This window comes from Phycisphaerae bacterium (assembly GCA_017999985.1).
In the GTDB taxonomy this organism is placed as follows: Bacteria; Planctomycetota; Phycisphaerae; order UBA1845; family Fen-1342; genus JAGNKU01.
Window position 1 is genome coordinate 232,169 of sequence record JAGNKU010000008.1, and the last position, 23,731, is coordinate 255,899.

General features: G+C 63.8%; 28 protein-coding genes. 10 read left to right on the plus strand and 18 right to left on the minus strand.

Going from position 1 to position 23,731, the window contains the following annotated elements:
* Nucleotides 1-435 precede the first annotated feature (435 nt).
* From KA383_12570 to KA383_12585, 4 genes are all read right to left on the minus strand, one after another.
* Nucleotides 436-1,050 (minus strand): hypothetical protein, encoded by a 615-nt coding sequence (locus tag KA383_12570; protein ID MBP7746955.1) that lies wholly within the window; start codon nucleotides 1,048-1,050, stop codon nucleotides 436-438.
* Between the two features lie 47 nt (nucleotides 1,051-1,097).
* On the minus strand, nucleotides 1,098-1,403 hold the full coding sequence (locus tag KA383_12575; GenBank protein MBP7746956.1) for a hypothetical protein: 306 nt from the start codon (nucleotides 1,401-1,403) through the stop codon (nucleotides 1,098-1,100).
* A gap of 74 nt (nucleotides 1,404-1,477) precedes the next feature.
* Nucleotides 1,478-1,897 (minus strand): hypothetical protein, encoded by a 420-nt coding sequence (locus KA383_12580; protein MBP7746957.1) that lies wholly within the window; start codon nucleotides 1,895-1,897, stop codon nucleotides 1,478-1,480.
* A gap of 164 nt (nucleotides 1,898-2,061) precedes the next feature.
* Entirely contained in the window at nucleotides 2,062-3,258 is a 1,197-nt protein-coding gene (locus KA383_12585; GenBank protein MBP7746958.1) for a site-specific integrase, read from the minus strand.
* 106 nt (nucleotides 3,259-3,364) lie between these two features.
* Here KA383_12585 and KA383_12590 point away from each other — a divergent pair, with 106 nt between their 5' ends.
* The 8 genes from KA383_12590 (at nucleotide 3,365) to KA383_12625 (ending at nucleotide 8,536) form a co-directional block, all read left to right on the plus strand.
* Nucleotides 3,365-3,646 (plus strand): DUF1580 domain-containing protein, encoded by a 282-nt coding sequence (locus tag KA383_12590; GenBank protein ID MBP7746959.1) that lies wholly within the window; start codon nucleotides 3,365-3,367, stop codon nucleotides 3,644-3,646.
* Nucleotides 3,647-3,849: 203 nt separating this feature from the next.
* Nucleotides 3,850-4,485, plus strand: coding sequence for an amidoligase family protein (locus KA383_12595; protein MBP7746960.1), 636 nt, complete (start codon nucleotides 3,850-3,852; stop codon nucleotides 4,483-4,485).
* A 333-nt stretch (nucleotides 4,486-4,818) separates the two neighbouring features.
* Nucleotides 4,819-5,109 carry a gamma-glutamylcyclotransferase gene (locus KA383_12600; GenBank protein ID MBP7746961.1) on the plus strand — a complete coding sequence of 97 codons (291 nt, stop codon included), beginning with the start codon at nucleotides 4,819-4,821 and terminating at the stop codon, nucleotides 5,107-5,109.
* A gap of 2 nt (nucleotides 5,110-5,111) precedes the next feature.
* Nucleotides 5,112-5,303 carry a hypothetical protein gene (locus KA383_12605; protein ID MBP7746962.1) on the plus strand — a complete coding sequence of 64 codons (192 nt, stop codon included), beginning with the start codon at nucleotides 5,112-5,114 and terminating at the stop codon, nucleotides 5,301-5,303.
* Nucleotides 5,304-5,680: 377 nt separating this feature from the next.
* Complete coding sequence (locus tag KA383_12610) at nucleotides 5,681-6,634, plus strand: AAA family ATPase (protein ID MBP7746963.1); 954 nt, start codon at nucleotides 5,681-5,683, stop codon at nucleotides 6,632-6,634.
* A gap of 1 nt (nucleotide 6,635) precedes the next feature.
* Complete coding sequence (locus tag KA383_12615; GenBank protein MBP7746964.1) at nucleotides 6,636-7,139, plus strand: hypothetical protein; 504 nt, start codon at nucleotides 6,636-6,638, stop codon at nucleotides 7,137-7,139.
* 105 nt (nucleotides 7,140-7,244) lie between these two features.
* On the plus strand, nucleotides 7,245-7,982 hold the full coding sequence (locus KA383_12620) for a tyrosine-type recombinase/integrase (protein MBP7746965.1): 738 nt from the start codon (nucleotides 7,245-7,247) through the stop codon (nucleotides 7,980-7,982).
* On the plus strand, nucleotides 7,979-8,536 hold the full coding sequence (locus KA383_12625) for a hypothetical protein (GenBank protein MBP7746966.1): 558 nt from the start codon (nucleotides 7,979-7,981) through the stop codon (nucleotides 8,534-8,536). The genes KA383_12620 and KA383_12625 overlap by 4 nt, the downstream gene beginning before the upstream one ends.
* A 95-nt stretch (nucleotides 8,537-8,631) precedes the next feature.
* Here KA383_12625 and KA383_12630 read toward each other — a convergent pair whose 3' ends face one another.
* From KA383_12630 to KA383_12695, 14 genes are all read right to left on the minus strand, one after another.
* Complete coding sequence (locus tag KA383_12630) at nucleotides 8,632-9,804, minus strand: tyrosine-type recombinase/integrase (protein MBP7746967.1); 1,173 nt, start codon at nucleotides 9,802-9,804, stop codon at nucleotides 8,632-8,634.
* A gap of 4 nt (nucleotides 9,805-9,808) precedes the next feature.
* Nucleotides 9,809-10,375 (minus strand): hypothetical protein, encoded by a 567-nt coding sequence (locus tag KA383_12635; protein ID MBP7746968.1) that lies wholly within the window; start codon nucleotides 10,373-10,375, stop codon nucleotides 9,809-9,811.
* Between the two features lie 803 nt (nucleotides 10,376-11,178).
* Complete coding sequence (locus tag KA383_12640; GenBank protein ID MBP7746969.1) at nucleotides 11,179-11,802, minus strand: helix-turn-helix domain-containing protein; 624 nt, start codon at nucleotides 11,800-11,802, stop codon at nucleotides 11,179-11,181.
* Nucleotides 11,803-11,812: 10 nt separating this feature from the next.
* Nucleotides 11,813-12,019, minus strand: coding sequence for a helix-turn-helix domain-containing protein (locus tag KA383_12645; protein ID MBP7746970.1), 207 nt, complete (start codon nucleotides 12,017-12,019; stop codon nucleotides 11,813-11,815).
* Nucleotides 11,961-12,164: a hypothetical protein gene (locus KA383_12650; GenBank protein ID MBP7746971.1), complete on the minus strand. Its 204-nt coding sequence runs from the start codon at nucleotides 12,162-12,164 to the stop codon at nucleotides 11,961-11,963. The genes KA383_12645 and KA383_12650 overlap by 59 nt, the downstream gene beginning before the upstream one ends.
* 293 nt (nucleotides 12,165-12,457) lie before the next feature.
* Nucleotides 12,458-12,655 (minus strand): MerR family transcriptional regulator, encoded by a 198-nt coding sequence (locus KA383_12655; protein MBP7746972.1) that lies wholly within the window; start codon nucleotides 12,653-12,655, stop codon nucleotides 12,458-12,460.
* 243 nt (nucleotides 12,656-12,898) lie between these two features.
* Nucleotides 12,899-15,475, minus strand: coding sequence for a phage tail tape measure protein (locus KA383_12660; protein MBP7746973.1), 2,577 nt, complete (start codon nucleotides 15,473-15,475; stop codon nucleotides 12,899-12,901).
* A 59-nt stretch (nucleotides 15,476-15,534) separates the two neighbouring features.
* The gene (locus tag KA383_12665) at nucleotides 15,535-17,331 is read right to left on the minus strand and encodes a Mu-like prophage major head subunit gpT family protein (protein ID MBP7746974.1); all 1,797 of its coding nucleotides are present in this window, start codon (nucleotides 17,329-17,331) and stop codon (nucleotides 15,535-15,537) included.
* Between the two features lie 98 nt (nucleotides 17,332-17,429).
* Entirely contained in the window at nucleotides 17,430-17,654 is a 225-nt protein-coding gene (locus KA383_12670; protein MBP7746975.1) for a topoisomerase DNA-binding C4 zinc finger domain-containing protein, read from the minus strand.
* Nucleotides 17,654-18,274, minus strand: coding sequence for a hypothetical protein (locus KA383_12675; GenBank protein ID MBP7746976.1), 621 nt, complete (start codon nucleotides 18,272-18,274; stop codon nucleotides 17,654-17,656). Before KA383_12675 ends, KA383_12670 begins: the two co-directional genes overlap by 1 nt.
* Nucleotides 18,271-19,002, minus strand: coding sequence for a sigma-70 family RNA polymerase sigma factor (locus KA383_12680; protein ID MBP7746977.1), 732 nt, complete (start codon nucleotides 19,000-19,002; stop codon nucleotides 18,271-18,273). Before KA383_12680 ends, KA383_12675 begins: the two co-directional genes overlap by 4 nt.
* 908 nt (nucleotides 19,003-19,910) lie before the next feature.
* On the minus strand, nucleotides 19,911-20,966 hold the full coding sequence (locus KA383_12685; GenBank protein MBP7746978.1) for a patatin-like phospholipase family protein: 1,056 nt from the start codon (nucleotides 20,964-20,966) through the stop codon (nucleotides 19,911-19,913).
* Nucleotides 20,963-21,406 carry a hypothetical protein gene (locus KA383_12690; protein ID MBP7746979.1) on the minus strand — a complete coding sequence of 148 codons (444 nt, stop codon included), beginning with the start codon at nucleotides 21,404-21,406 and terminating at the stop codon, nucleotides 20,963-20,965. The genes KA383_12685 and KA383_12690 overlap by 4 nt, the downstream gene beginning before the upstream one ends.
* Nucleotides 21,406-22,581, minus strand: coding sequence for a nucleotidyltransferase (locus tag KA383_12695; GenBank protein MBP7746980.1), 1,176 nt, complete (start codon nucleotides 22,579-22,581; stop codon nucleotides 21,406-21,408). The genes KA383_12690 and KA383_12695 overlap by 1 nt, the downstream gene beginning before the upstream one ends.
* 107 nt (nucleotides 22,582-22,688) lie before the next feature.
* Between KA383_12695 and KA383_12700 the strand changes: the two genes are divergently transcribed.
* Both KA383_12700 and KA383_12705 read left to right on the plus strand, forming a co-directional pair.
* The gene (locus tag KA383_12700; protein MBP7746981.1) at nucleotides 22,689-23,075 is read left to right on the plus strand and encodes a helix-turn-helix transcriptional regulator; all 387 of its coding nucleotides are present in this window, start codon (nucleotides 22,689-22,691) and stop codon (nucleotides 23,073-23,075) included.
* A 23-nt stretch (nucleotides 23,076-23,098) separates the two neighbouring features.
* A complete protein-coding gene (locus KA383_12705) occupies nucleotides 23,099-23,686 on the plus strand; it encodes an ImmA/IrrE family metallo-endopeptidase (protein MBP7746982.1) in 588 nt (195 codons plus the stop codon).
* The last annotated feature ends 45 nt before the right edge of the window (nucleotides 23,687-23,731 follow it).

The following is a 23,731-nucleotide window of genomic DNA, read 5'->3' on the forward strand; positions in this document are numbered from 1 at the left end:
CGAAATCCCCGCGAGCGATCAGCGCTCCGAACGCGTGAGTTAACCACGAGAGCCGCGGCGGGGTGAGAGTCTGAGAGTTGGTCCCTGATCCGGGCCGAAGACGGCCCGTTCGGCGCCGGCCCCGGCGTCGTATCATCAAAACCGAGAGCGCGGGTCCGACCCACCAGAATCGCCGTAACTCTTTTCCAGCAACGGGATATAGCCGCCAGCGGCTGGTCGGCCCGCCGCTCGCCCCCTGTAAACAAACCGGTCCGCCTCGGCTTGAGACGGACCCTCGTATCTCCCCGAGGCCGCGTCGCCGGTCGTAGCGCCCATCGACGCCGACGGCGATGCGTGCAATTTCAACCTCCCCGCGACCGAGCCGCCGGTCAACGCGCCCATCGAAATCGTGGCCGTGCTTGCCCCCGTCCTGGTCTGGAAGGCCGCGTAGCCGTCTTATCGGCCAACTCGACGCGGTCGGGCGTCAATGCCGATGCGGGCTGACTCGGCATCGAATCTGGCTCCGCGCCGCCTGAAGAAGTCGATGGCGTCTTCACGCTCCGTGTCCGGGAGCAGTCGGATGAAGTCCTCCACCAGGACGCGGACGTGTCCCGCCAGCGCTCCCTCCCGATCCAGTTGACCGAACCCGATGGCGTCGTCCTCTACCCCGCGCTGGAGTTTGACGGGCACTCCACCGTTTTTGATCCGCAGCCAGTGAGCCAGGCAATTCGCGCGGGTCGCAGACACTCTCGTGATCGCCCTGTCCGGTGCCTGCTTCTGCGTGGGAAGGACTGCATCCAGCAGCGTGTCGTCTACTCGGACCCGCCTCGCCTTTAGCATGGCTATCGCGCCGGATCGTTCACGCTTGGGCAGGAGGAGCACGAAAACTTCAGCAAGGACGGTGACGCAGTAAACGTGCTGGCCGTCTGTAGCGAACCAGTGGAACGTCAGCACATCGTCCTCAGGTCCACGGACGATTCCGATCCGGCCCGTGGAATCACGGAGCCCCTTCCAACATCGAAGGCAGTTAGCTCTCGACGCTTTCACAATGACGACCTTGCACTTTGGCATCGGGACAGCCCTCGGCCCGTATGGGCTGGTCTGTGGGTGGTTGGACGTTACGCGGTGGGCAGCGCCAAGTAGACTTCGAGCGGCATGTCGATGAGGCCCTCGCCCAACTCGGCCAGTTCTCGCGTTCGCTTGCCGTGGACGGGCAGGATCACGATGCACCGCATGACGTTCGCGTAGGGGCCAGATTCCTGCTTGTGAGCGTGTGCCTCCACGACCGGCAGTTTGACGGTCGGATCGAGTCCGGCGATGTAGTCGTCCGTTAGGAACTGGTTGAAGTGGAACGTGTCGGTCTCCAGCGACCGGATCTTGGTCAGGATGCTCTTTGTTACATACGCCACAGGATTGTCATTCATGTTTGCACTCCGCAACAACTACCAGGAGCGTGGTAAATCTCCGGGTTTTGGGCAAAACGGACACATCGAAATTGTCATGGCCGGTCCCGCCTCGATTGCTCGGTCGTCGGATGCGCTTCACGGCTGCACGGGCTCGCCACTTTGAGTGCAATCGCCGAGGCCCGCTTCACGTCGCTCGTTCCCAGCACGACCAGATCGCCGTTGCCCGTGTAGCTGTATTCCACCGGGATCGCCTGACCCGCCAGCACGCCGGTGAGCCGGCTCAGCCCGTTCAGATCCGATCCGATGTGCAGCGCCAGCACCTTCTCCGTCGAAAACTGGAAATCCGCCTTGCGCAGCGCCTTCTTGGTCAGCCCGAGCGGCATGACGATCATCCGGGCGACTTGAGCCCCGCCATCGGTTGCGAACGCTGCGGCTTCGACCGCGACCCCGGCTCGGCGCAGGGTGGAAATCAGCTTCGCGAACGAACGGGCGTCGTCGTCAATGTTGACCACGAACTGGTCTCGCTGTGGCACGGTTCTGCTCCTTCAGTAAGCACGGCCGGGCGTCGCCGCTCGCCGTGGGAGGCGAACGCGCTCGGACCCACGCGGGTCCGATATAGCGGGACGCCCGATAGCTCGGGCTCATGATGGCAGGTTTCAAATGAATTTCTGGAGCGTCAAACGCTGGGCGCGGCCACGGCGCAGGAGCCATCGCGTTCGGGTAGCGCCGCTGGACTGAGCCCGGCCACAAACCGCCGCATCGCCTTCTGTGCGAACTCGTTCCGCAGGCGGTAGTAGTGCATGACCATCGCCATCTCGTCGTGCCCGACCCACTCCATCACGGTCGCCATCGGGATGCCGACTTCCGCGCAATGGCTGACAAAGAACCGGCGGAAGTTGTGCAGCGTCAGCTTGCTCTCCTCGATCCCCGTCGCGGTGGCGAGCGCCTTCAACCGGCCCAGGTAGGTCCGCTCGAAGTAGTCGGCGCGTGAACCGACCGGCGGCAGCGGGACCACGTAGCCGCCTTGACTTTCGGTCCCCAACTCGTCGAGCGCCTGCCAAACCAGCGGGCTGACCGGAATGACGCGGTCAGTCTTGTCCTTGGGTAAAAAGTAGACGCCGTCGGCCGTGATTTTTCGACGGACCTGCAAGATGTTCAGGTCGCGGTCGAGATCGCTCCACTCCAGCATGCCGAGTTCGGAGCAGCGCATGCCCGTGCTGGCGAGCATCACGAAAACGGAGCGGTCGCCCGGTTCGGCGGCGTCCCTGATCCGTCGATACTCGGCTTCGGTATAAGTCACCTTACGCGGCGATTCCTCGTCAAAAAGCAGGCGCACTCCGTAGCGTTGCTGCGATGCTGGGTTGACGTGGAGCCGGCCCGTCGCCTTGCACCAGTTGAAGAAGCTGCGCAGCGCAATGAGCTTGTTGTCCACCGTCACCCGGTCGTTGCCCTGGTCGAGCGACCACTGTCGGAAGTCGAGCACGGTCTCGGTCGTGATGCTGGGCAGCCGCGTGATGGATCGCTTGGTGGACAGGAACTTGCGGAAGCCGGCGACGATGCTGCGGTAGCTCGAATACGTGTTTGGCGTGTTCTGGACGCGCTGGTATTCGAGCCAGCCGTCGAGCGCCGACTCGACGCGATCATCGGCCCGAAGAGCCGGTGGCTCGGGTAGGCCGAACTCGGCCCGCGTCAGCTTGAGCGACATGCCCTCCGCCCAAAGAAGCGCACCCTTCTTGTCGCGGTGCCGGGTTGAGAGACTGCGCCACACGCCCCGTTCGTCGCGGAAGTGAAAATGCCAGATGCGTTTGAGCTTCCGCAGGATGCCCCTGCCCGCATGCACCTTGTCCTGTTCGTTCTTGCTCCACTTTGGCATGATCGGTTCTCCAGTTTGGACGTGTTCTGTGCGTCGGCATGGGGCCAATGGGAGCCCCACCGAGCGGCCGCTTTGCTGGAATTATCAATCGCCAGGAAGGAGAGACATGATCGACCCCGCCACCGAACAGCTTTTCTTGCTCACAGAAGCCCCCGCAATCATCAACCCGTCGCACCCGCCGCACATCGCGACAATATGGCGATGGGCAATCGGCGGCCTGAAAGGCGGAGTTCGACTCGAATCCATAAAAGTCGGCGGCCAGCGGTTCACGAGCCGCGAAGCGATCCGGCGGTTTCTGGTGCGGATTAACGAGCCGGCTGCGATGCCAATGGAGCCGAGCGCGGCAGCCATTGCGGCAGGAAAGAAACTGGAGGAGATGGGGGCGTGATTGAACACGTGCCTGTCATGGCCGGGTTATGCGCCGCCCAACGTCTCGGTCTCTCAGCCTCCGCCCTGTGAAGTTGCGGGGCTTACTTGCGTGGTCGGCACCGCAGCGGGCTTCGCCGCCGTCGCGGACGCCCAGCGCCAGACCGCCGTGCCCGCAACAACGCCCAGCGACAGGAGAACGACGACAAGCGCCGCGAGCCAGCGGTGCTTGGGCTTGGGTGGCGGCGCAGCGATGCGACGGAGGATGCGCTCTCGTTCGGCTCGGTCACCGGGTTGCACGTCCACCACCACCTGCCCGAGGCGGTTGAGCGCCCCGAAGTCATCCGCAACCTCGCGCACTTGTGGTGGCGTTTCCATCCTGTGATTTACGGCCTCGTCGCCCCGAGCCGACAGAACAACCAATACTGTCGGAAACCAACGCAAGCCGATGCGACGATGTTCGACCACGTTCGAACGTATCCAAATTTGACCGCGAAGCTGGCCCGCTGCGACCGCTACATGGGCCTGAACCTGACGAACCTGACCAACCGCGACCGAATGACAGTCGAGTTTCGCGTTCACGGCGGCAGCACCGATTGGACGAAGATCGGCGCTTGGATTCTCGCCACGCAGCGTTGGGTTGAGCATGCCGTCGCCCGATCTTGCCACTACCGCCCCGAGCCGGTGCCCAACACGCAGGCTGGGCTGAATGCGTTGCTGATCGCGACTGGCTTGAAACCGAACAGCCGGATTTACAAGCGGATCGATAAGCCGCTGCGGCAGGCCGGACGTTTTCTGCTGCGGCGCTGGCAGCACTTCAACCGGCCGCCGGAACCGAAGGCCAAGGGCGAGGCGGCATGACGAAAATCGTGGCACCGAAAAGGAGAGCAGCCGTGCGGATGGACGGATACCCGGCAACCGTCGTGGAAATTCTGGATGATCGGATGACCTTCAGGCCCGCCGCTCTGCGAGCAATGCGGGAATTTCGTGCATCGCATCCGTGGCGTGGCGATAACGACCAGCGCAAGGCCAAGTTCCAGGAGTTGGTTGTCGGTCTGGCCGAGGCGTATCAGGTCGCCGCGCCCGAGCTACTCATCGACCGCCTGGACGGCTCCAGCAGTGGGGCGAGTTCCTACGACCCGTCGCGGCACCGAATTGTCCTGCGGGGGCGACTGAGCGTGATCACCCTGCTGCATGAGTTTGCCCATGGGGGCGTTCCCGGCGCTCGTGCCCGGCGACGGGATCGTTCGCGGCGTTGTGCTCGACATCAACCCCGACGGGCTGCTGATCACCGACCAGGTCGAGGGACACCGGCCCGACGCGCGAGCTTGCTTCTACCAGCGACAGAAGGTTGAGATCCGCCTGGACGACGGTGGAACCTTGCGGGGTTGGACCTACTTCTACGGCCGCCCTGTTTCCGTGTCTGACTCCCGCCGACTTGTGGTCGGTGAGCAGGACGGCGTTCCTATCTATGCGTGGAGATGAAGATGAAAGCTGGCGAGAAACTGACCTACTCCGAAGTGTGCGAGCGAATCCGACTGGCGGTGGCGTCGATCCTGGACGATGCCGACGACGCAGCGAAACTGCACAATGAAGTAGCCCAGGGGAAGGTCATACTGGACGAGAGCGACCCCACACGCGACACCTACGTCTGCGTTGAGGGCGACGAGAGCGACTGAGCATCGTGTCGCTCAGGGGCATCCGGCTGCGATACTTGGTCCCGGATGTCCCCCGCAGGCATCCGCGTTGAACACGGGGCTCGTGTGTTGCTCTGGCGGGCCTTCTGCGAGGGGGATCGGGCCGCGGACGCGGCCCCGGCCCTATCCCGTGCGATGCGCCTCGTCGAGCACCTGGCCGGCGCATGCTCCACCTGACATCAGTGCGCGTGAGGGGCCTTGAGCTACGCCGATTCTGCCCTTGAAAAACCGGGCAAAGCGTGGCGCACTGCGATGATGAGAAAATCGCGGGAAACATCGGATTCGACTTGCGCGACGACCAAACCGCGCGAACACTCTACGTATGTGATGTAGATGAGGCGACGACGGAGAACTGCCCGATGCTGATGCCGCCGACGGTCGATCATTTCCAGGGACAACCTGAAGCTGTTGCTCTACTGCGGACCGCGCTGGAGGCCGCGTGGAACGACGGCACGCGCTTGCCGCACATGCTGCTCACCGGTCCACCGGGTGTCGGCAAAACGACGCTGGCCAACCTCGCTGCCCGTGAGATGGGTGTCGTCGTTCACGAGCGGCTGGGACAGACGCTTGAAGTGCCCGCGATGGTCAACGGCGTGCTGATGGAGGCGGAAGATAAGGATGTCGTCTTTGTGGATGAAGCGCACGAGCTTCCCCGGCAGTGCCAGACCGTGCTGTATCGGGCGATGGAGGATCGCTCGGTCTTCCTTCACAACCAGCAGCGGAACTCGCTGAAGCTGCCGCTGGCGGACTTCACGCTCGTCCTGGCGACCACCGACGAATACTGCCTGCTGCAACCGCTGCGGGATCGCTGCAAGCTGACGATTCCATTCCGCTGGTATCAGCCCGATGACCTTGCCACCATCGTGCGGCAGCGGGCGCACATGATGAGCGTTGAGATCGCCGACGGTGTCCCCGACATGATCGCCAGCCGGGCCAAGGGCACGCCACGACTCGCCATCCGCCTGCTCGAAGCTTGCCACCGTTATGCCCGCAGCCGGAACGACCAGTCCGTCGGGGCGGAGCATTTCAACGCGACCGTGGCGCTGGAACAGATCGACGAGTTGGGGCTCGGCCGCGATGAACGGCGCTATCTTGCGCTGTTGGCGGAGAAACATGGCGAGCCCGTGCGGCTGATCACGGCCGAATCCGCCCTCGGGCTGCACCGCCGGACGATACAAACGGTGCTGGAGCCGTTCCTGATCCGCACCGGCCTCTGCGAACGGCTGCCGACGGGACGAGCGATCACGCCCAAGGGGTTGCACCACTTGGCCCGCAGCGCCGAGGGTTATCAATCGGACGCACGAGAGGAATGAAATGCCGTTGAACGACGCTTCACCACCTAAAGAAATCGTGACGGTCAGCGAGATGGCGTGGACGCTCGGGCTGTCGCGTGCCCGGTTCTACCAACTTGTCGGTCAGGGCGTTTTTCCCACGCCGTCCCGGAATCCGACGACACGACGACCGTTCTACTCGCGGGATCAGCAGGCGCAATGCCGCGAGATTCGGCGGACGAATCGGGGGGCCAACGGCAAGAGCGTCCTCTTCTACGCCGTGGCACCGAAACCACCGCCGGCCCCGAAGAGATCACGTTCAGCGAAGCAGCCGGCGTCTGCCGCTGCGCTATCGACCGACTTGCTGGACCACCTGCGCGACGGGCTCGGGCAGCTTGGGCTACGCGATGTCCCCGACGCTCGGCTGCGGGCCGCGTTGACGGAGGCCTGTCCGATTGGCCACGACGGCGTCGAGCCAGCAGCGCTGCTGACCGCCGTTTACCGCTGCCTGAAGCGCCAGAATTCTCCAGATAATGTGGCGGGATAACAGCCATTATCCCGCGAGTAAGACCGAGGAACTGTCTACTGTGTGTCTGATTTCTGTGGAGAAGGCGTTGAACATTCGCCAGATAATGTTTTCTGAGGGGTCCAGATGATCCTGCCCAGCACCGTTGAGCAATACCTGACCAGCCGGGATTTCAGCCCACACACTCAAAAGGCGATCCGGGCGGACCTGCGGAAGTTCGCGGCGTGGTTCGTCGCGGCCAACAACGAGCCATTCAACGTCACGAGGATCACCGTGGCCGACCTGACCGCATTCCGCGACCACCTGGTCGGCGTCCGTCGTCAGGCCGTGGCGAGCGTCAACCGGGCACTGGTTTCGCTGCGGCGGTTTCTTGGGCATCTTGTGCAGAGCGGCGAGCTTCCGACAAACCCCGCGATAGCGGTGAAAGAGCTTCGCCGCGTGCCTCTGGCACCGAAAGGTCTGACTGCGGCCCAGATCCGGCGGATCATGCGGGAGATTGAGATCCGGCAGGACGTGCGGGCGGGAGCGATCATCGCGCTGATGGCCCTTGGTGGTCTCCGCGTGTCCGACGTAGTCGGCCTGGACCTTCAGGATGTCGTGATCAACCCCCGTTCGGGCAGCGTCATCTGCCGGCACGGGAAAGGGAACAAGCAGCGGGTCGTTCCGCTCTGCCGCGAGGCCCGTCGGCTGCTGACTGCATACCTGGAGGTCCGGCCACCGACGGCCGCAACCCGCGTGTTCATTGGCGAGCGAGGCCCGCTGACCGACGACGGCGTGCGGGCAATCTGTGAGCGATACGCCGCGACTTGCGGCGTGGACTTCACGCCTCACCGCCTGCGGCACGCTGCGATGCGTGGTGCGTGAACGTCGAGAAGCTGAAAAAGTTCATATTCGGTGAGATTCAGCGGCGGGTCTCGACGGAGGAGTTTCGGGCAGCGCTACGGGCATACCTGGTGGGCCGCCTTGGGCAGTTGCTCCGGAGCGAGGTGCTCGACACCCGCATGATCGACCGCGACATCGCCCAGGCCGAGCAGAGGAAGCGGCGGCTCATCGACAGCATCGCCGAGGGCCTCCTTGACCGGCATGACCCCGTCGTGGCCCGGAAGCTCGCCGAGATCGACGACGAGCTACTCATCCTGGCCACCCGCCGGGAAGAAATCATCCGCGTCGTCGGCTGTGACCTGGACGCCGACGCCATCGCGGCCAGGTTGCTGGAGCGGGTCAACGACCTGGCGGGCTTCCTGGAGAGCCAGGACGTAGAGACCCAGCGGACGGCCCTGTTCGCCTTCTGCCGCCGGATCGTGGCGGACGCTCGGAAGAAGGAAATCGTGATCGAGACCGACCTGCTTGGGCTGGCGCAAAATGAAACCCCGCCGGGACTTCCAGCGGGGTTGTGCATAAATCGACTCCCCGAGTAGGACTCGAAGCTATCGCACGAAACCGCCTCAGCGCTCGCAGAATGCCGTTTTTGCCTTGTTTTATAGGTGTTTTTCATCATTGCACCTTTGCCAGCCTATGCCATCTGGCGCCCTTCCGTGCCGATCATTGGGTGACGTATTGCGTCCGGCGCCGCCTGTCTGTACTCCGGCAGTCGCCCGACGGCGCCCGCTGTGTCCAGTACACGCGGGTCAGTGTACGTGCCGGCCGTGAGCTTGTAGTCCGTGTGCCGCATCAATTGCATGATCGTGCGAGGCGATACGCCGGCCCGTTCCAGCTCGGAGCAGAACGTCACACGCAAGCTGTGAAAGCCGACTGTCAGCACGTCGCCAACGCGGCACTCGATTCCCGCCCGCTCGCAATCGGCCCAAAAGGTTTCACACCTGGGGATCGTGACGAACACAGGGGCGCCAGGATCAACGCCAGCCGGCCTAGATTCGCGCAGGCGCAACGCAAGCCCCGGGGGTAGGGGGATCGTGTCAGCCCGCCGGCTTTTCGTGGCTTCCGGCCGCAGCTCCAGGCGCGGACGGTCATCGTCTAGCCGCACGTCCTGCCATTGGAGCTTGCCGAGTTCGCCCAGGCGCAGCCCGGTCCCGAGCGCCACGCGATAGAGCAACTCACGCGGACCGGCCACGGCCAGTAGCCGGAGCACTTCGTCTGGAGCAAGCGCCCGCCGCTGGCGCCGCCGGCAGCCCCGGTCGTCAATCGTCGGCAGCGAGGCGAGGGGGTTTCGGTCCAGCCGGCCGGCGCCCACGGCCCACAGACAAAACGCAACGGCCGTCGCCCGGTCGTTTTTGATCGTCCTGGGCGACGCACCGGCAGCCCGGCGCGATTCAAGATACTGGATCATCGCCTCGCGGCCCACGTCCGGCAGCCGGCGCCAGCCACACGCGGAGCCAATCGCAGTCAACGCCGCATTCACGTGTGCAATGTAGGCCGGGTCACGTCCGCCCAACCGCAGCTCCGCAACGTAGTCCGCGACGTTTTCAGCGAACGTCCCGCGCCGCTTGTTCGTCAACTTGTCCACGAGCCCGAACGATTCCAACAGGCGCCGGGGGAGCGTCCGCTCCATGTCCGGCGTGATAGGATCACCGGCCGCCTTGCGGTCCACCGCCTGTTGCAGCATGGCGTGCCACCGCGCGGATACCGAGCGGTCCGCACAGAACCTGGCCCGCTTGTGCGCGTATGGCCCCAAGGCAATCGAGCCGTGCCAATCGTCGCGCCCCGCAACCTTGATTAGCTTCGCCACGACGTTACCCTCCAGCGTTCGCCTGCTTCGTCTTCGATTCGGCCAGCCACTCATCAAAGCTCGCAATCATGATCCGCTTCGCTTCCCCGAATGCGATTTTGCGTCGCACGAGCAATGCCTCCGCGAGTTTTCGAACGGCGTAGTGGTTGTGTTGGATCATGTTCCGCGCGCGGTATTTCAGATAGGCTAAGTAGGCGTCGAGTTCCATCGTGTCGCGTGACGCGCGCCCCTGCATGTAGGTCAGATAGCTTAGGCACTCGCATGCGTTGCCATAGTCGGCATCGGCGCCGCATTCGTCAAAGTCCTCCCCGATGCACAATCCGGCGCCGGCCGCACCAGCCAGAGAACACAGCGCCAGCGATTCCACATACGCCCGGTCGCGCGCTTTCGGCTTAAGTTCGCTCGCCAGCCGTTCGCGTCGCTTGGGATCATGGGTTTTCTTATGCAAAACGTGCCCGAGCGAGTCGCCCTCGGGCTCAATCGTGACATGCCGACACGCTAGCCCGAGCAGCCACGCCACGACAGCGTGCCCGGCCTCGTGATACGCCGTTCGCTTTTCGTCCTGTTCCACGCCGCACCTCCTAGTTTTCGCCACTATGATGCATTTCGCATTTCACGAGTGCGACAATTGCGGCCCGTTACTCGATCAGCAGCAACGTGGTACAGGCCACAGAGCGGACATCGCCAAACCCCCAGGCGCACGCGATTCCAAAAGCCTTCAAAATACCGCCGGTTTAACTCACAACATGCTGTCACGTCCGGCAGGCACACCCGATGCCAGCTCAAGTGCGTAGGCGCCGGCCAGCCGCGACGCTGCCACGCCGTCCGATTGTCACGCGACAGCGCGACCGCCAGCGATTGACGCCCGACGCCCCGCGCCAGCGACCGCGACAACCTGGGGTAGCCGTGGTCATCGAGCCAGACCGCCACCGCCGGCCGATCAGCCGGCGCCAGCTTCGCGAGTTCACGCGGAGCCAGGCGATACGGCAGCTCGGCGCAGCACTCGACACACCACGCCCCGGGGTAGTGGCCCGAGCCGTCCCGGTACTGCTCGCCAACCGGGACCGGACCGGAGTGCCAGGGGCAGGAACACGCGAACACAGCCAACGCCGGGGGGCCGGTCGGAAAGTTCAAGTCGTCCATGTTGTCACCCTCAGAACGGGGCTCGGCGAGGGTCGGCTATTCGCCCACAAGTGGCGACCGGGGCCTTACGGCTTGCCGCGACACCTCGCCGAGCTGTTCATCGCGCGCGAGAAAGCGCGCTTCCGGTAAATGGGGGGCTTGTGGTTCATAGCACCTGAAGTATCGGCCATGTTTTGGCCCGCGTCAAGTTCCCGAGCAGAAAAACAACGCCAAGCCGAACACACGGGGGGGTCAAAACGGCAGCCCGTCGCTTTCGTCTGGCGCCCCTGGCTCGCCGGCTACGCTCGGGCTACGCCGGCGAGCTTCGTCGTCGTCATAGAACAAGTCGCGCGGGTCGGGCACGTCGTCGGGGTATTCCTCGTCATCAGGGCGATGTGATTCTCGAGAGTCTTTCCCTGTAATGGGGGACACGGCCGCCGCTCTTGCGGCGTCGGCCGTGTTCCCCTTCTGTAGTTCTGTAAGGGGGGCACTTTTTGTCCCCAATAATGGGTACTTTTTGTCCCCCATCGGGGTACTTTTTGTCCCCCATCGGGGTACTTTTTGTCCCCTATCATTGGGGTACTTTTTGTCCCCTATATGGGGGCACTTTTTGTCCCCTATTGGCAACGCCAGCACCAGCACCGCCGGCCCGGTCGCGCGGCTGCCCGGCGTGACCACCGTCACGAGCCCGAGCCGCCGCAACTTCGTCAACGCCCGGCGCACCGTCCGCACGTGACACCCGAGCGCTCGCGTGATGCGCGACTGCGAGACTGATACCCGACCGTCGCGGTCCGCGTGTCGGAACAGCAGCAACCAAACGGCCACGGCAGCCACGCCAAGCCCGTGCGCATGATGATCCGCAAAGTCGTTTAGCATGGCCCACCGGCTACCCCGTTCCATCCGTCACCTCTACGCGGTCCGGTCGCTTGCAGCCGCACTCGATAAACCGCGCCAAGTCCGAAGCACGCCACCGACACGAGCCGCCAAGCTTCACGGCCGGGGGAATGTCACCGCTGGCCGCCAGCCGCCACACGCTACGGACGGCCACGCCGAGCAGCTCGGCTACCTCGCGCACCCTCAAAAGCTTGTCCATCGTCCAGGACCACCACGCCACCGCCCGGGCACCGAGCCCGCGCCGCATCGCTGATAACCCGCGAGTCGAAGTAGACCCGCCGGCCACGCCGGATCACGTCCAGCGAACCAATCCGCGCCCAACGCCGCACCGCGTCGGCGCTCACCCCCAGCACCTGGCCCGCCTCGCGAGCCGTCAAAAGTCGCACGCGTCACCCCTTATTGAGAATCAACTATCAATCAAACTAACCGCTAGAATTGATTCATCCCGGACGAGTCGGGAGCGCTTTTTGTTTTTTGTAGTACCTTCAGGGCCACTCAAACCGCTCCCGATTGTTTTGGGGGGTAGTTTGGTACCACCCTGGCCCGTTGCGTCGAACCTTGTCGCCAGATGTACGCCTGGTGCGTGTCTGTGGCGATTGTGGGGCCCGCGTGTCATCTAGTGGAGCGAAGCTCCGCTTCAATGGCACGCCTTGGCTTGAGCCATGCGGGCGAGCTCGCTCTTGATGCGCGGCAACTGATCGGAGCTGTAGACGAATTTCCCGCCAACCGTGTCAATTGGCTGAATGTGTCTTGACTTCAGGCAATAGCGCAGGACGTGAATCTCAACGCCGCATTCCTTCGCTAGCTGGCCGATGCTGTAAATCTGTTTTGTCATTGCAAAATCCTTTCTTCAACGTGATACCAAAAGCCAAAAAAGGGGGACCGGGGGGGGTCGCTGGCGTGGGTTAGTATCACCAGGCGTTGCCACGCCCCGGTCTTGTGTCCTATGCCCGCCGCCGATCCAGCGTTAGAGGCAACCTCGAAGCCAGACCACCGGCCGACGGCGAGCGAAACAGGCCCCAGACTGCGGGGGACGAACAAGAGGCAAGAGGGAGCTCCGCAGCCTGGGGGGAGCGGGTCACGCGTCCGCCGTTAACACCTGTTCCAGATTGCCGGCTGCCCGCTCGCTGATCTGCACAAGCTTCTCGACGCCGCGTGCCGTCCGTTCGGCTGTACTGGCACCCGCCAGGCCGCCGACGCTGGACGCCAGGAACGTACCTTGCACGGCTATCTTCTGCTCCATCGCTGCCGCAAGGTTTGCTGCGGTTGGCAACGCCATAGCCGGCATCGCCGGCAGCTCGCCTAATGCACCGGGAGCTGCCCAGCCCTCGGCCGATTCACGCAGCAACTTCGCCTGTGCGAGCGCATACCGCAGCCGGCCTTGCGCTTCCTTCAATGCCGCTTGGGCCGCGTTGATGCGCCCGGCCGATGCGGTCACCAATGCAGACTCAAACTCCGCTTGGGCATCGGCTACAGCTTTCATCGCCCGGTCGCGCTGGCCCTTGGCAACGTCGGCCGCGTCCCGGCGGGCTTGCTCGATCTGTGCCCGCTTGGCGTCCGCCTCGTCGGCAATCCGCGCTTGCCGCTGGTCCGCCCGCTCGCTCGCCGACGCCCTCGCGGCCTCAACGTCATACCACGGATCGACCGTGCCGCGCAGCTCGATCCATTCCTCCTCGACACGGGCTACCAGTTTTCCCGTGGTGCCGAGGAACCACTCGGTGAAGCCGACCCACAGTCGCTTCAAAAAGGCTATAACCTCGTGGATTGCGCGGGCAATTCCGTAGCATGTGTAAATGAACACGCGCTCCATCCGCGTCGCGAAATCAGACATCGCGGTATACGCGCCCGTGCGCAGGTTTTCGAGCACCTCTAGCAAGCCCGCCGCCCCGGTTTGCCACGTGGCTTTGAGCGCTGCCCACAAGACAACCGCCGCCGCTTGCACGTCGCCGGTTGCCATTGCGTCGGCAATGCCGCCCATCACGCGGCCCGCGACCCGCTGGAGCTCACCAAAACGCTGCATCAACCATTGCAACGCCGTCGCCGCTGTGCCAGTCTGGTAGACCACAACCGCGCCAAGCGTGCCCAAGGCCGCGACCACCAGGCCAATCGGGCTAGCCAGCGCAGCGAGAGCCGCACCGCCGGCTAACGTGGCGGCCTTCAAGCCGCCGAGCACGGCCGCCAAGCCAGAGATCGCAACGCCAGCCGTTTTGAATGCTACACCGGCCGCAACCAGCGCAGCACTGGCCCCAATCACGCCGGCCGCGATGCCGCCAATCGTCACGACCAGGGACCGATTCGCATCGACCCAAGAAGCCACACCTCGCGCAACCACCGTCAGCCGCGTGATGATCTCCGTCAGCGCTGGTGCGAGCGCACCGCCGATGGTGAATACCGCCGACTGGAGCACCCGCCGCAAGCGACTGAAAGCGTCCGAAAGCCTGGCCGCCGCCGCGGCATCCTGTGTGCTAATCGTGATGCCGAGCGCTCGCGCTTCGGCCCGCATTGCCGCGAGCCCCCCCGTAGCCTCACGCACAAAAGGGAGCAGCGACCGAGCACCTTTGCCGAACACAGCCAGGGCCGCCGCCGCACGTTGACCAGGGTCGGGCAACTTGGCTAGTGCTTCGGACACCACGGCAAACTGTGTGTCCAGCTTCAGGCCCGCGAGGTCGCCGGCAGACAATCCCAAGCGTCCCAACGCATCGGCCGCCGTCTTGCTGCCGTCCGCTGCTGCCCGGATCGTCTGTGAAAGCTTGACGATCGAATCATCGACGTCATCGCGCAGCGCACCACCAGCCGCACTAGCCGCTTGACGCAAGCCAGCCAGGCCATCGGCCGCCGTTACCAGCGTTGGGAGCAACGCCCGGCCATTGTCGCCGAAGATCGAAAGCGCCAGGGCCGCACGCCTGGCCGGATTCTGGACACGTGACAACGCATCGGCCACGGTTTCCGCTTTGCGACCAGCTCCCAACCCCGCGAGGGCCTCAGCACTAACGCCGAGCCCGGCGCCGGCCAACGCCCTATCATTCACCACCAGGCCAAGCCGAGCCACCGCCGCAGCCGCCGTCCCGGCTGCATTCTCGACGCCAGCGAGCATCGGCAATAGGTTTGTGCCAGAGCGACCGAAGATCTGCAACGCAGCCGCCGTTCGCGTGGCCGGATCGGACACACGCGCGAGCGCTGCACTCACCGCGTCGAATTGCTGATCGGCGTTGAGCCGCATGAGCGCATCAACGCTCAAGCCAAGCCGCTGGAATGCTTCGCGTGCAACCTTGGAACCCTGTCCAGCTTCCACGAGCGAACGCTGCATCAACCGTGCAGCCTTTTCCACGTCGCCGATAGATGTTCCGCTCAGCTCGGCCGCATAAGACAGCTCCGAGAGTGACTCGACCGACATCCCGGTACGCTTGCTCATTTTGTCCAGCGTGTCGCCCTGGCTCGCAAACGAGCGCACCGCTAGCCCGAGCGCACCGGCCGCACCCACGCCGAAAGCCGCCATGCGCACGCCGACGCGCTGAAATGAATCACCAATACCGCGCAGCGTCGCCGAGAATGCCAGAAGCCGCGCACGCGCACGCGCCAAGCCGGCCGCTATCTTGTCATTAACGCCGAGCTCGACGTAGGCGCGACCAGCCCGAATACCACCAGCATCAGCCATAGTCTATCCTCGCGAGGGGGGCGCGGTTTGCGCCGCGCCCCCCGAGTCTAGTGGTATTGCTACTCAGCTTCGCCAGTACACTTCGTCGCCGCCAGGGGTTCAACCAGCGAGCAACCAACGTCGATATAGCCTCGCCATTGCAGGCCGAGCGTATTAAAGTCCTGCTCGGCTTGCTCGATAGTCGGCGAGTCTTTGCCGTCGAGGAAGCTCACAACCACCGCGCCGTCGGCCGGGGCCGCGAACAGATACCACGCCACGGCAGACGTGCCGGTAAACAACGTGCTATTGCTCAGCCGGGGTTCAACCGCGAGCGTCAGTGCGTTAAAATGCACGTTGCCCTCGGGTTGCCGGTCCGTGCCGTCCGCGACGTAGCGCGCGACGGTTGTAGATGCGAGCAGTTCACGCGCGGAGTTTTCCAGGGCCGGCGGAACCAGCAGCACGCGCGCCCGCAAGTCGAGGTTGTGTCCGGCCGCGTCCGTGCGAGCCGCCATATCGGCCAGGGCAACCGTTAACGCGTGCGAAGAAAGCGCCGTGTCCGTGCCGGCCAGCAAGTTACTGTTGCCGACGCTGAAGAAGTCCGCGTCCGCGCTGTCCTTGTTCGCCAGCAGGCGCGTGTAAATCAGGTCGCTGACTGTGCGCGCGCCAGCCCGGCCGATGTGCGCGGCCGTCTGCTGGAAAATGCCGAGATCGTCGTTGATGATATCACGCCGATCAATGCTGAGCATCATCGCCCGCGTGCTAGCCGTGACCGTCTGCTGCGAATCCTCAAGCGTGCCGTGGTGAATCTCGCCGCCAGGTGGCAATTCGGAGAAGTCCGAGCCACACAAGATGCGAATCAGCTTTTTCGACTTGAAATCCGAGCAACTCACCACGTTTGCGAATGCGCGCCAACTCGACGGGGTTTCGCGATAGCTTTCAAGTGCAAACTTGCCGGCCGCATCGGCCAGCGCGTTGCTGAGATCGATGCTAGACAGCGCTGCGCGAATCAATCCCACCCGGTCACGCGGGGGCACCTGGCCAGACGCACGGACTGCCGTAGCGCAAATGTCCAGCAGCGAATGGCACCGCAAGTCCGCCGCTTGCTGCGCGACCCGCGCGCCGAGCTGCTTCTCGGCAATGTCCGGCCGCCCCGCCCGAAGCAGCAACGCTGCCGTGAGCAGCTCGTGCGGCTTCGCATATTCCTGCGGCGTGGTCGCGAAGCAAGGCTTGAGCACCGGCCGCTTAGCCCGCAGAATTTCCAGCTCCACCTTGTTCAAGTCCCAACCCTCGGCAATGGCCTTCGCCTCGATGGCGGGGAAAGCCGTGCCGCACAGCCGCGCGATGCCCGCCAACCGCTGTGATTCTTTCACGTCCACCGTTTCGGTGTCAGTCGCCACCGATTCATCATCGGTCGCGGTAATGATCCTGTCTTCGTCCAATCCAGTGTTTCCTGTGTTTGCTGCGGCGCGCCTCGCCGCCAGGGATACTCTTGTGTCAGCGTCCGCCGCCAGCGCGACGATGCTTACCTCTTTCAGCTCGCCCTTCGATACGAGCGTCAATCCGTTGGCCCCAGCTTCGATGCTGCGGCCGTTCACGCGGACAGTTTGCCCCGGCTTGATGTAACTCGACACGTTCGGAGCGACTCCGACCGAAGCGCCGAGCCCCACACCAGCCTTGAGCAGGTCCGCGACGTGCACACCGGCCGACGTTCCAACCAACGTGCCGGTGATTGTGAGCTGATTATCCTTCACCTGGGGACGGCCCGTACCGACCACGGAGCCCAGCGCGTTTTCGTGGTCCGCGAGCAGTGTCAACTGCTCCGGCATCTTGAGCCCGCGCAGGTCGATTGCCACGTCGCCCCAGCCGTCAACCTTCATCGAGCCGCCGGTGTATGCCAGAATGCGCACACGCGGGGGGCCTTTGCCGGCCTTCGCCCGCACGAGCGTATCCGCCGCTGGAAATGTTAAAAGCTTGTTCACGTGAGCACCTCGCATTTTGGCCAGGTCGCGCGCTGCGGCGCTGGCTTTGTCTTTCTCTTGTGTCGCCGACCCCTGTACAGCTCGCGAGCCTCGTCGCAATTGCGTGTGCCACGACATGGCGGATACAGACTACAGCCCCAGAATTGCCGGCCGCAGCTTTCGCGCAGCCGCATCGCCGCGCCGCAGAGCGGACACGGAACGAAATACTCATCACGCGCCATCAGCAGGCCCCTCGGGGCTGCGTTGCCTCGCGTATAAACTCGTCAGAGCATGCCCGGTCGCGCCTCGGCGTCTTCGGTTCGCGTGACAGTTTCCATTGCCTCGAAGCGAGCCCGATCCGCGCGAGTTCCTTCGCGACGTGGAGCAATGCTTCTTCGCGCTTTGCATCGCCGTCCGATGGTGGACAATCCGCCAACCCATCGTGCAGGCAATGCCAGCATGCCAGCGCGAGCCGCCAGGCCGCAAAGCCAGTCTCGAGCTTGGCCAGGCCGTCGGCGTCAGCCCACGCCAGCGTGAGTGTGCGCACCGGCTTGCACTGTTCCCCGGTATCGCAATCGTACACCAAGGAATCAGCGCCGACGCATACGGGGGCGTCGTAAAACTCGCGCGTTACGGTCACACGCGGGGGGCCGTCGCCGTCCGCCGGGCCATGCCAACCGAGCCAGACAACCTCCGAGCGCATGCCGGGGCGATGATCGTCGCCAACAAACCCCGCTTGTACGCTCACGGATAGCACCGTCTGTATCCCTTGCGGCACGCCGAGCTGGCCGAGCGATTCTTCCAACCACGCGACGGATTTCGTCGCAATGTTCATCACCTGTTTGAGGGTGATCTCTTTCATTCTGCATCCTCTAGAAGTTTCAGAAGCGCCAGCACCGGCGGCGCTACGTCGTCAATTTCCGAAAGCGCCGCGTCGAGGTCACGCTTGGCCGCGCGGAGCCGCTTTTCCCAGGTTGACACCGGGATTTGATGTTCTTGTGCAAGGTCTTCTTTTGACGCCCCCGGACGGTCAGCCAACCGGGCTAGTGTTCGTTTTGTTGTTGGCGACAATCGCCCGAGCACGGCCACCGCCTGTTTTCGCGCGTCGCCGCCGCGGGCCTCGCGTCGCGAAATCCGCAGGGGTTCGGGCTGCTCAACCGGGGGCGCGTCTTCTGGTACGTCCGCGTCCGGGTCAACCAGCCGATCCTCGACGACCCGCACGCCGCATTGCCGCCGCGCCGTTCGGCGTGCATTCTGCAAGGCGTACTTGATTCTCGCCTTTACGTGCCCCTCGCACCCGCCAGGGCCAGCCCGCGACGGGTCATAGTTTGCCACGGCGTCCCACGCCGCCAAGCGGGCAACCTGGGCTAGATCGTCTTCGTCAAGGCCGGCGTTGTCCGCCCGCGTCGGCCGTTGCCAGTCCTGGATTTCTGTCGGCTGTGAATCAGCGTCCTGATCCAACCCCGGGTCGATGTCCCGGCCCCAGTCATCTTCGCTGGGCTCGTGGTCGTCGTCGAAATCCGCCCGGCCATGCTCTAGGTGTTTCGTCAGATCGGCCCGTCGGCGGAAGTGCCAGACGGCCTCGCGCACCCAACGCTCGATTGAATCGGCGCCGGGCACGTCGTCCCCATTGCGACGTGTCATCGCACCCTCTTATATCTACCCGGAAACGTCCCGGATTTTGAAGATTTGTCGGGATTTTTTTCCGAAATCCCTCACGGCGACCCGGCCGCGCGCGGACCGGGCGCTTCCCCCTGACACCAGTAACGTACCAAAAAAAGTCAACGGCGTCAAGGGTATTCGGGCTATGAATGCGATTTTCTCGCAAGGTACGCCGGGGGCGCGGGTTACGGCGTTGATCTTTCACGATGTTACCCCGTCCGCCGGCAATTCGACGCACCGCCGAGCCCGCAAGGCTGCCGACCGCAGCCGCTGAGCAGCTCGGCGCACCGCCACGGCAGGGGGGAAGCCGTCGGCTAGTGATAACCAACTCTCAGAAAGCAACGCCGCCGGGTCGTCGCCGTACCACCGCCGGTAGCGCGCGCATTCCCTGAGCAGCTCGGCTACGGCCGGATCGTCCGGCGCGTTAGTGACGTATTGCGTCCGGCGCGGTATGCCTTGATCGTAAGTCTTGTGTTTTCCCGCCCTTAAGCAACTCCCCGAGCGCAACCCTCTTCATAACCACTCTCGCGCTCGGTCGCAGCTTTCACGCCTACGCGCTGCCCCCGTCCCTCCCCGCGGGCAAGCACCGTCCGTACCCGGTCACCGACCTCGACTCGCGCGTCCGGCCGGTCCCGGTCCTGGGCCATAAGCGCGCCGTAGGGCGTTCACGGCATCACGGCATGGCGACGTGGGCGGTCACCGCCAGACGGATGGCGACCTCGTCGCAGCTTTACGCGGCCGCCGAACGCCCGCCGCGGCCACTGCACTTCTGGTAGGCCTACACCGCGATGAGCCTTACAAGGCGGGTGCCAAGCCAAGCAATCAGGCTCGACAGTTCAGCGAAGGCTGACCAGATCCCGAGAGACGGCGGAGCGAGTCTCGTCGGTGTCGAACTTCCAATTGGTCTCTCTGGTTATCCCGTCGAGAACCCAATTACGAAGCGGCGCAAGCTGCCGGTGGGCCTCCTCGCGACCGAAGTGAATCAGCTGCTCGATATGTTCGACGCTGTCCAGGTGCCAAGTACTATCGGGGAGGTCGAAGTCAACGCGATGAAAATGTTCGCCTAGCATGAACTCGGCCACGCGCATCGTCCCCTCGCTTTGAGAAAGCGACATCACATCGATGAGCCGCGGACCCCACCAGGCGAGGCCCGCACCGTTGGGGGGCACAAGCGAATACCGACCTCGTCCCGTACCGACGGAGAGCGCCTGTACACCGTCGAAATCGCGTGGTCCAGGGTTGCGAAGGCGAAGCACCTCCGCGAGGGCGATGAGCACGGGATTATTCGCCCAGAGGCCGCCGTCGCTGTAGGCGCTGCCGGGACCGATCGCCGCGTGCGGGAAGTACGTGGGTGCCGCGGCTGTCGCCAGGGCGATATCAACTGCCTGGAAGTTCCGATCGCGAGTACTCGCGTCTGGAAGATGAGGCGTCTTGAAGACAACTGGCGAGCCGCGCGACAGATCGACGGCCGGGATGAGCACGCGCATCTTCGCGTGGAGGAGGGTCTTGGTTCCGAAGACCTCCTGGAGCGCGCGCCGAAGCTCTGCCGAGTCGTAGCGCGCCTGGAACAGATCGTCATACGTGAGGCCCAGATGACGAAGGCGGCGAGCAAGGAGCGCTCGCGCAATGCCCCCGAACCAGCCGCACTTCATCGGCGCCGCGCGGGTGAACACCTTTGGGCCGGCGTTTCTGTAGAAGTCGACGATCCGGCTGGCCGGCTCGCCAAGTGCCACGGCCAGCGCGATGATCCCACCTGTTGAGGTGCCGGCCGCCAAGTCGAAGTACCGGCCAATCGGTGCCCCGATCTCGCGTTCGAGCTCTGCAAGGAAAGACGCAGTGAAGGCGCCACGAATTCCACCGCCGTCGAGACTGAGAATGCGAAACCGGCTCACGCCGCGGCCTCCGTATCGAGGTGGACCAGTACGGGATGGACGCCACCGCCTTGCCACGCCCCGGTTACCAGCCAACTCTCGTAGAAGAAGAGCCAGTAACAAAGCCACGGCACGATCGTGGTCGCAAGTGGCAAGTCGGATCGGAAATCGCTGTGAAAGAGGCACGGACAATCGTCTGCGAACGTGTGCGGGATGCGCTCTTCCGGTTTTCGACGCCGGAGTTTTGGCTCCTCGACCCACACTTTCGGCCTCTCCCGGATGCCGTATTCGATTCGCACACGATAGCTCGAGTTCATCGGTGTGGGCTGAACCACGCCGCGACAGACGAGCACGGTCCGCCCCTTCCGCTTCGAGAACCAGCAGCGAAAGCCAGGGTGAAGCTGCATCATCCACATCCGCTGTTCGTGCGGCCCGATGGTAGCGATCCGGGTGGGGTGCATCAGTAGTTGGCTCCGAAGAAGGTGTTGGGCCGGATGGTCCTGGCCTGCGGGGTAGCGGCCACGGCGACGAGCCCACTTCGCCGCGGAACGAACCCGATCTCGCACCGCTCGCGACTCTGCTGAAACCGGGCAGTGTATGCTTCTACCGCGCGCCGAACGATCCCGCTTCCCTTCGGGTCAAACAGCTCGTCCAGGATCTCGGCGATCCGCTCGGTGCCCCGAGCCGCTCGAAGGCGCTCCATTCCATCCTGAAACACAAGGACGAACTCGACGAACTTCGCGAAATGACGGTGATCCTCGCGCCAGTGGCGAGCCAGATTCTCGCTCGGGTCGGTCGGATTCGCGACGATTGGAGGACCGCCACCATTCGATCGTGCTCCCCAGGCCACGAGTTTGTCGAGGATCTGAGTCATCGACTTCAGCAGGGAACCCTCGCCATCATAGAGCAGGCCGTCAATCGTCGTGAGCAGAATAGACCGCGGAGCGAACTCGTTCCTGTCGAAATGTACATCGCGCCGGCGCTTGAAGAGCTGCACGATGCGGTGAAGGACGGTCTTCTCCGAAAGGCCGAGATTCGGCGGAAGCGGCTCCACGGACGCAGCGTATCGATATGCCTCCGCAGGCACCGCTCGGGTTCGAAACCACAGGGCATAGCCTCGGGGGTTCGTGGGAACCCAGACGCGCCGATCCCGATCAGAGATTACGATCGCGAGCTCACCCCACGGTGCTCCGAGTCGACGAGAGGGGCAGGCGGGGATCACGTCGAGGTGAAACTGCCCGGCATAGTCAATTCGAATGCAGCGGTCCTTCGGCCTGAGCTTTGGGCGGTAGCGATCGCTCTCCCGCAGCCGACCGAGCACCGCTTCATACACGGCGGTCGGGCTCGCTCGTGTCGGGTCGAGCCCGAGCAGGAGGCAAACGAGATCAACGTCGAACTCCTCGCGATCCCGTGGCTTGTTCGTCGTGCCGAGCGCCATCGACCCCTGAGGGAAGATCGTCGGCGCAAAGGGCGCAAGGCTGGTCCCCGGCCGGTCCAAAAACTCGCCTACCGCCGTGTAGCTGCGTGTCGCGTCATCGTACTGCGTCTGCGTGAGTTGAAGCTCCGCGCAGACTAGTTCTAGGAGGGCGTCGAGCTGGGCATTGACGGAATCGAGGTGAAGCGCCAACATGGTCACGTCCTTTGGCCGTTGAAACCAAGTCCTGAAATAGGATACAATGCCAGGCGTGCTTGTCAACGTGAACAGGAAAAAGCATTCCCGTAACAGGACGAGAGCGAACGGCGATGGACCTCTTTGAACATATCTCCATGCGAATACGAGACTTGCGTACAGGCTACGGTGGCGAGGGCGTCTCCCAAGAGGCACTCGCCAACGCACTCGAGACGACGGCAAACACGATCTCCAGGTGGGAGACTGGCACGTACAAGCCTTCCATCCAAGACCTGGATCGCTTGAGCCGCTTCTTCGGTGTTTCGATCTTGACGTTTTTCCCGGGCGACGAGGAGCGCGGGGCGAACGATCAGGTTGCCGCCCTCCTCCGCGCAGCCAAGCAGTTGAAGCCGGCCGACGTGGAGGAACTCCGGCGCTATGCTGAGTTCCGAAAGGCGAGAAGCCTGTATGGTGCGGGGCAGCGCCCCCGTCGGGGTCGCAAGCGGGAGAAGTTCACGTGAACCGATTTACTTACTACGAGAGCATGAAGGCGCTCGCCCGAGAGGTTCGGGCGAGGAACCACCTTGCAGGGCCGCGCGTTTCGCGGAGCGATCTTCGGCGCGTGTACAAAGCCTGCGGGATCACGTTGGATCTCAGGTCGGGTTTCAAGAACTTGCGGGGAGCGTACTTCAACGACGAGTGTGGCCCGACGGTTGTCATCGACAAAGGGCTTCCTGAGGACCCGCGCGTCTTTACGATGGGCCATGAATTAAAGCATCATCTCGCTGATCGGGAGCGCCCGGGCTTCCGCTGCGACATGGCCAATGTTGGCACGGACCCCATCGAGATTGGAGCCGAGGTCTTTGCCGCCGAGCTTCTCTTTCCGGAGGCGGACTTCAGCGCGCTGCTCGCTCAGATGGGCGTGACTTCCGGATCGTGCATGCCGGAGCATCTGGTCCGCCTCAAGCACGAGACCAGGACGACGCTTAGCTACCAGGGGCTCGCGAAGCGCGCCGAGTTCATGGGACTCGCCAATCCCGGTACGTTCGACCGCATCCAATTCAAGAAGCTCGAAGAGCAGATGTTCGGCAAGCCGTTTCGACGCGCTCGCAAGCGCACCGGTCGGGGATAGGGTCCGATCCATCCCACCTGTCACGGGGCGCCCCAAAAGCAGCCA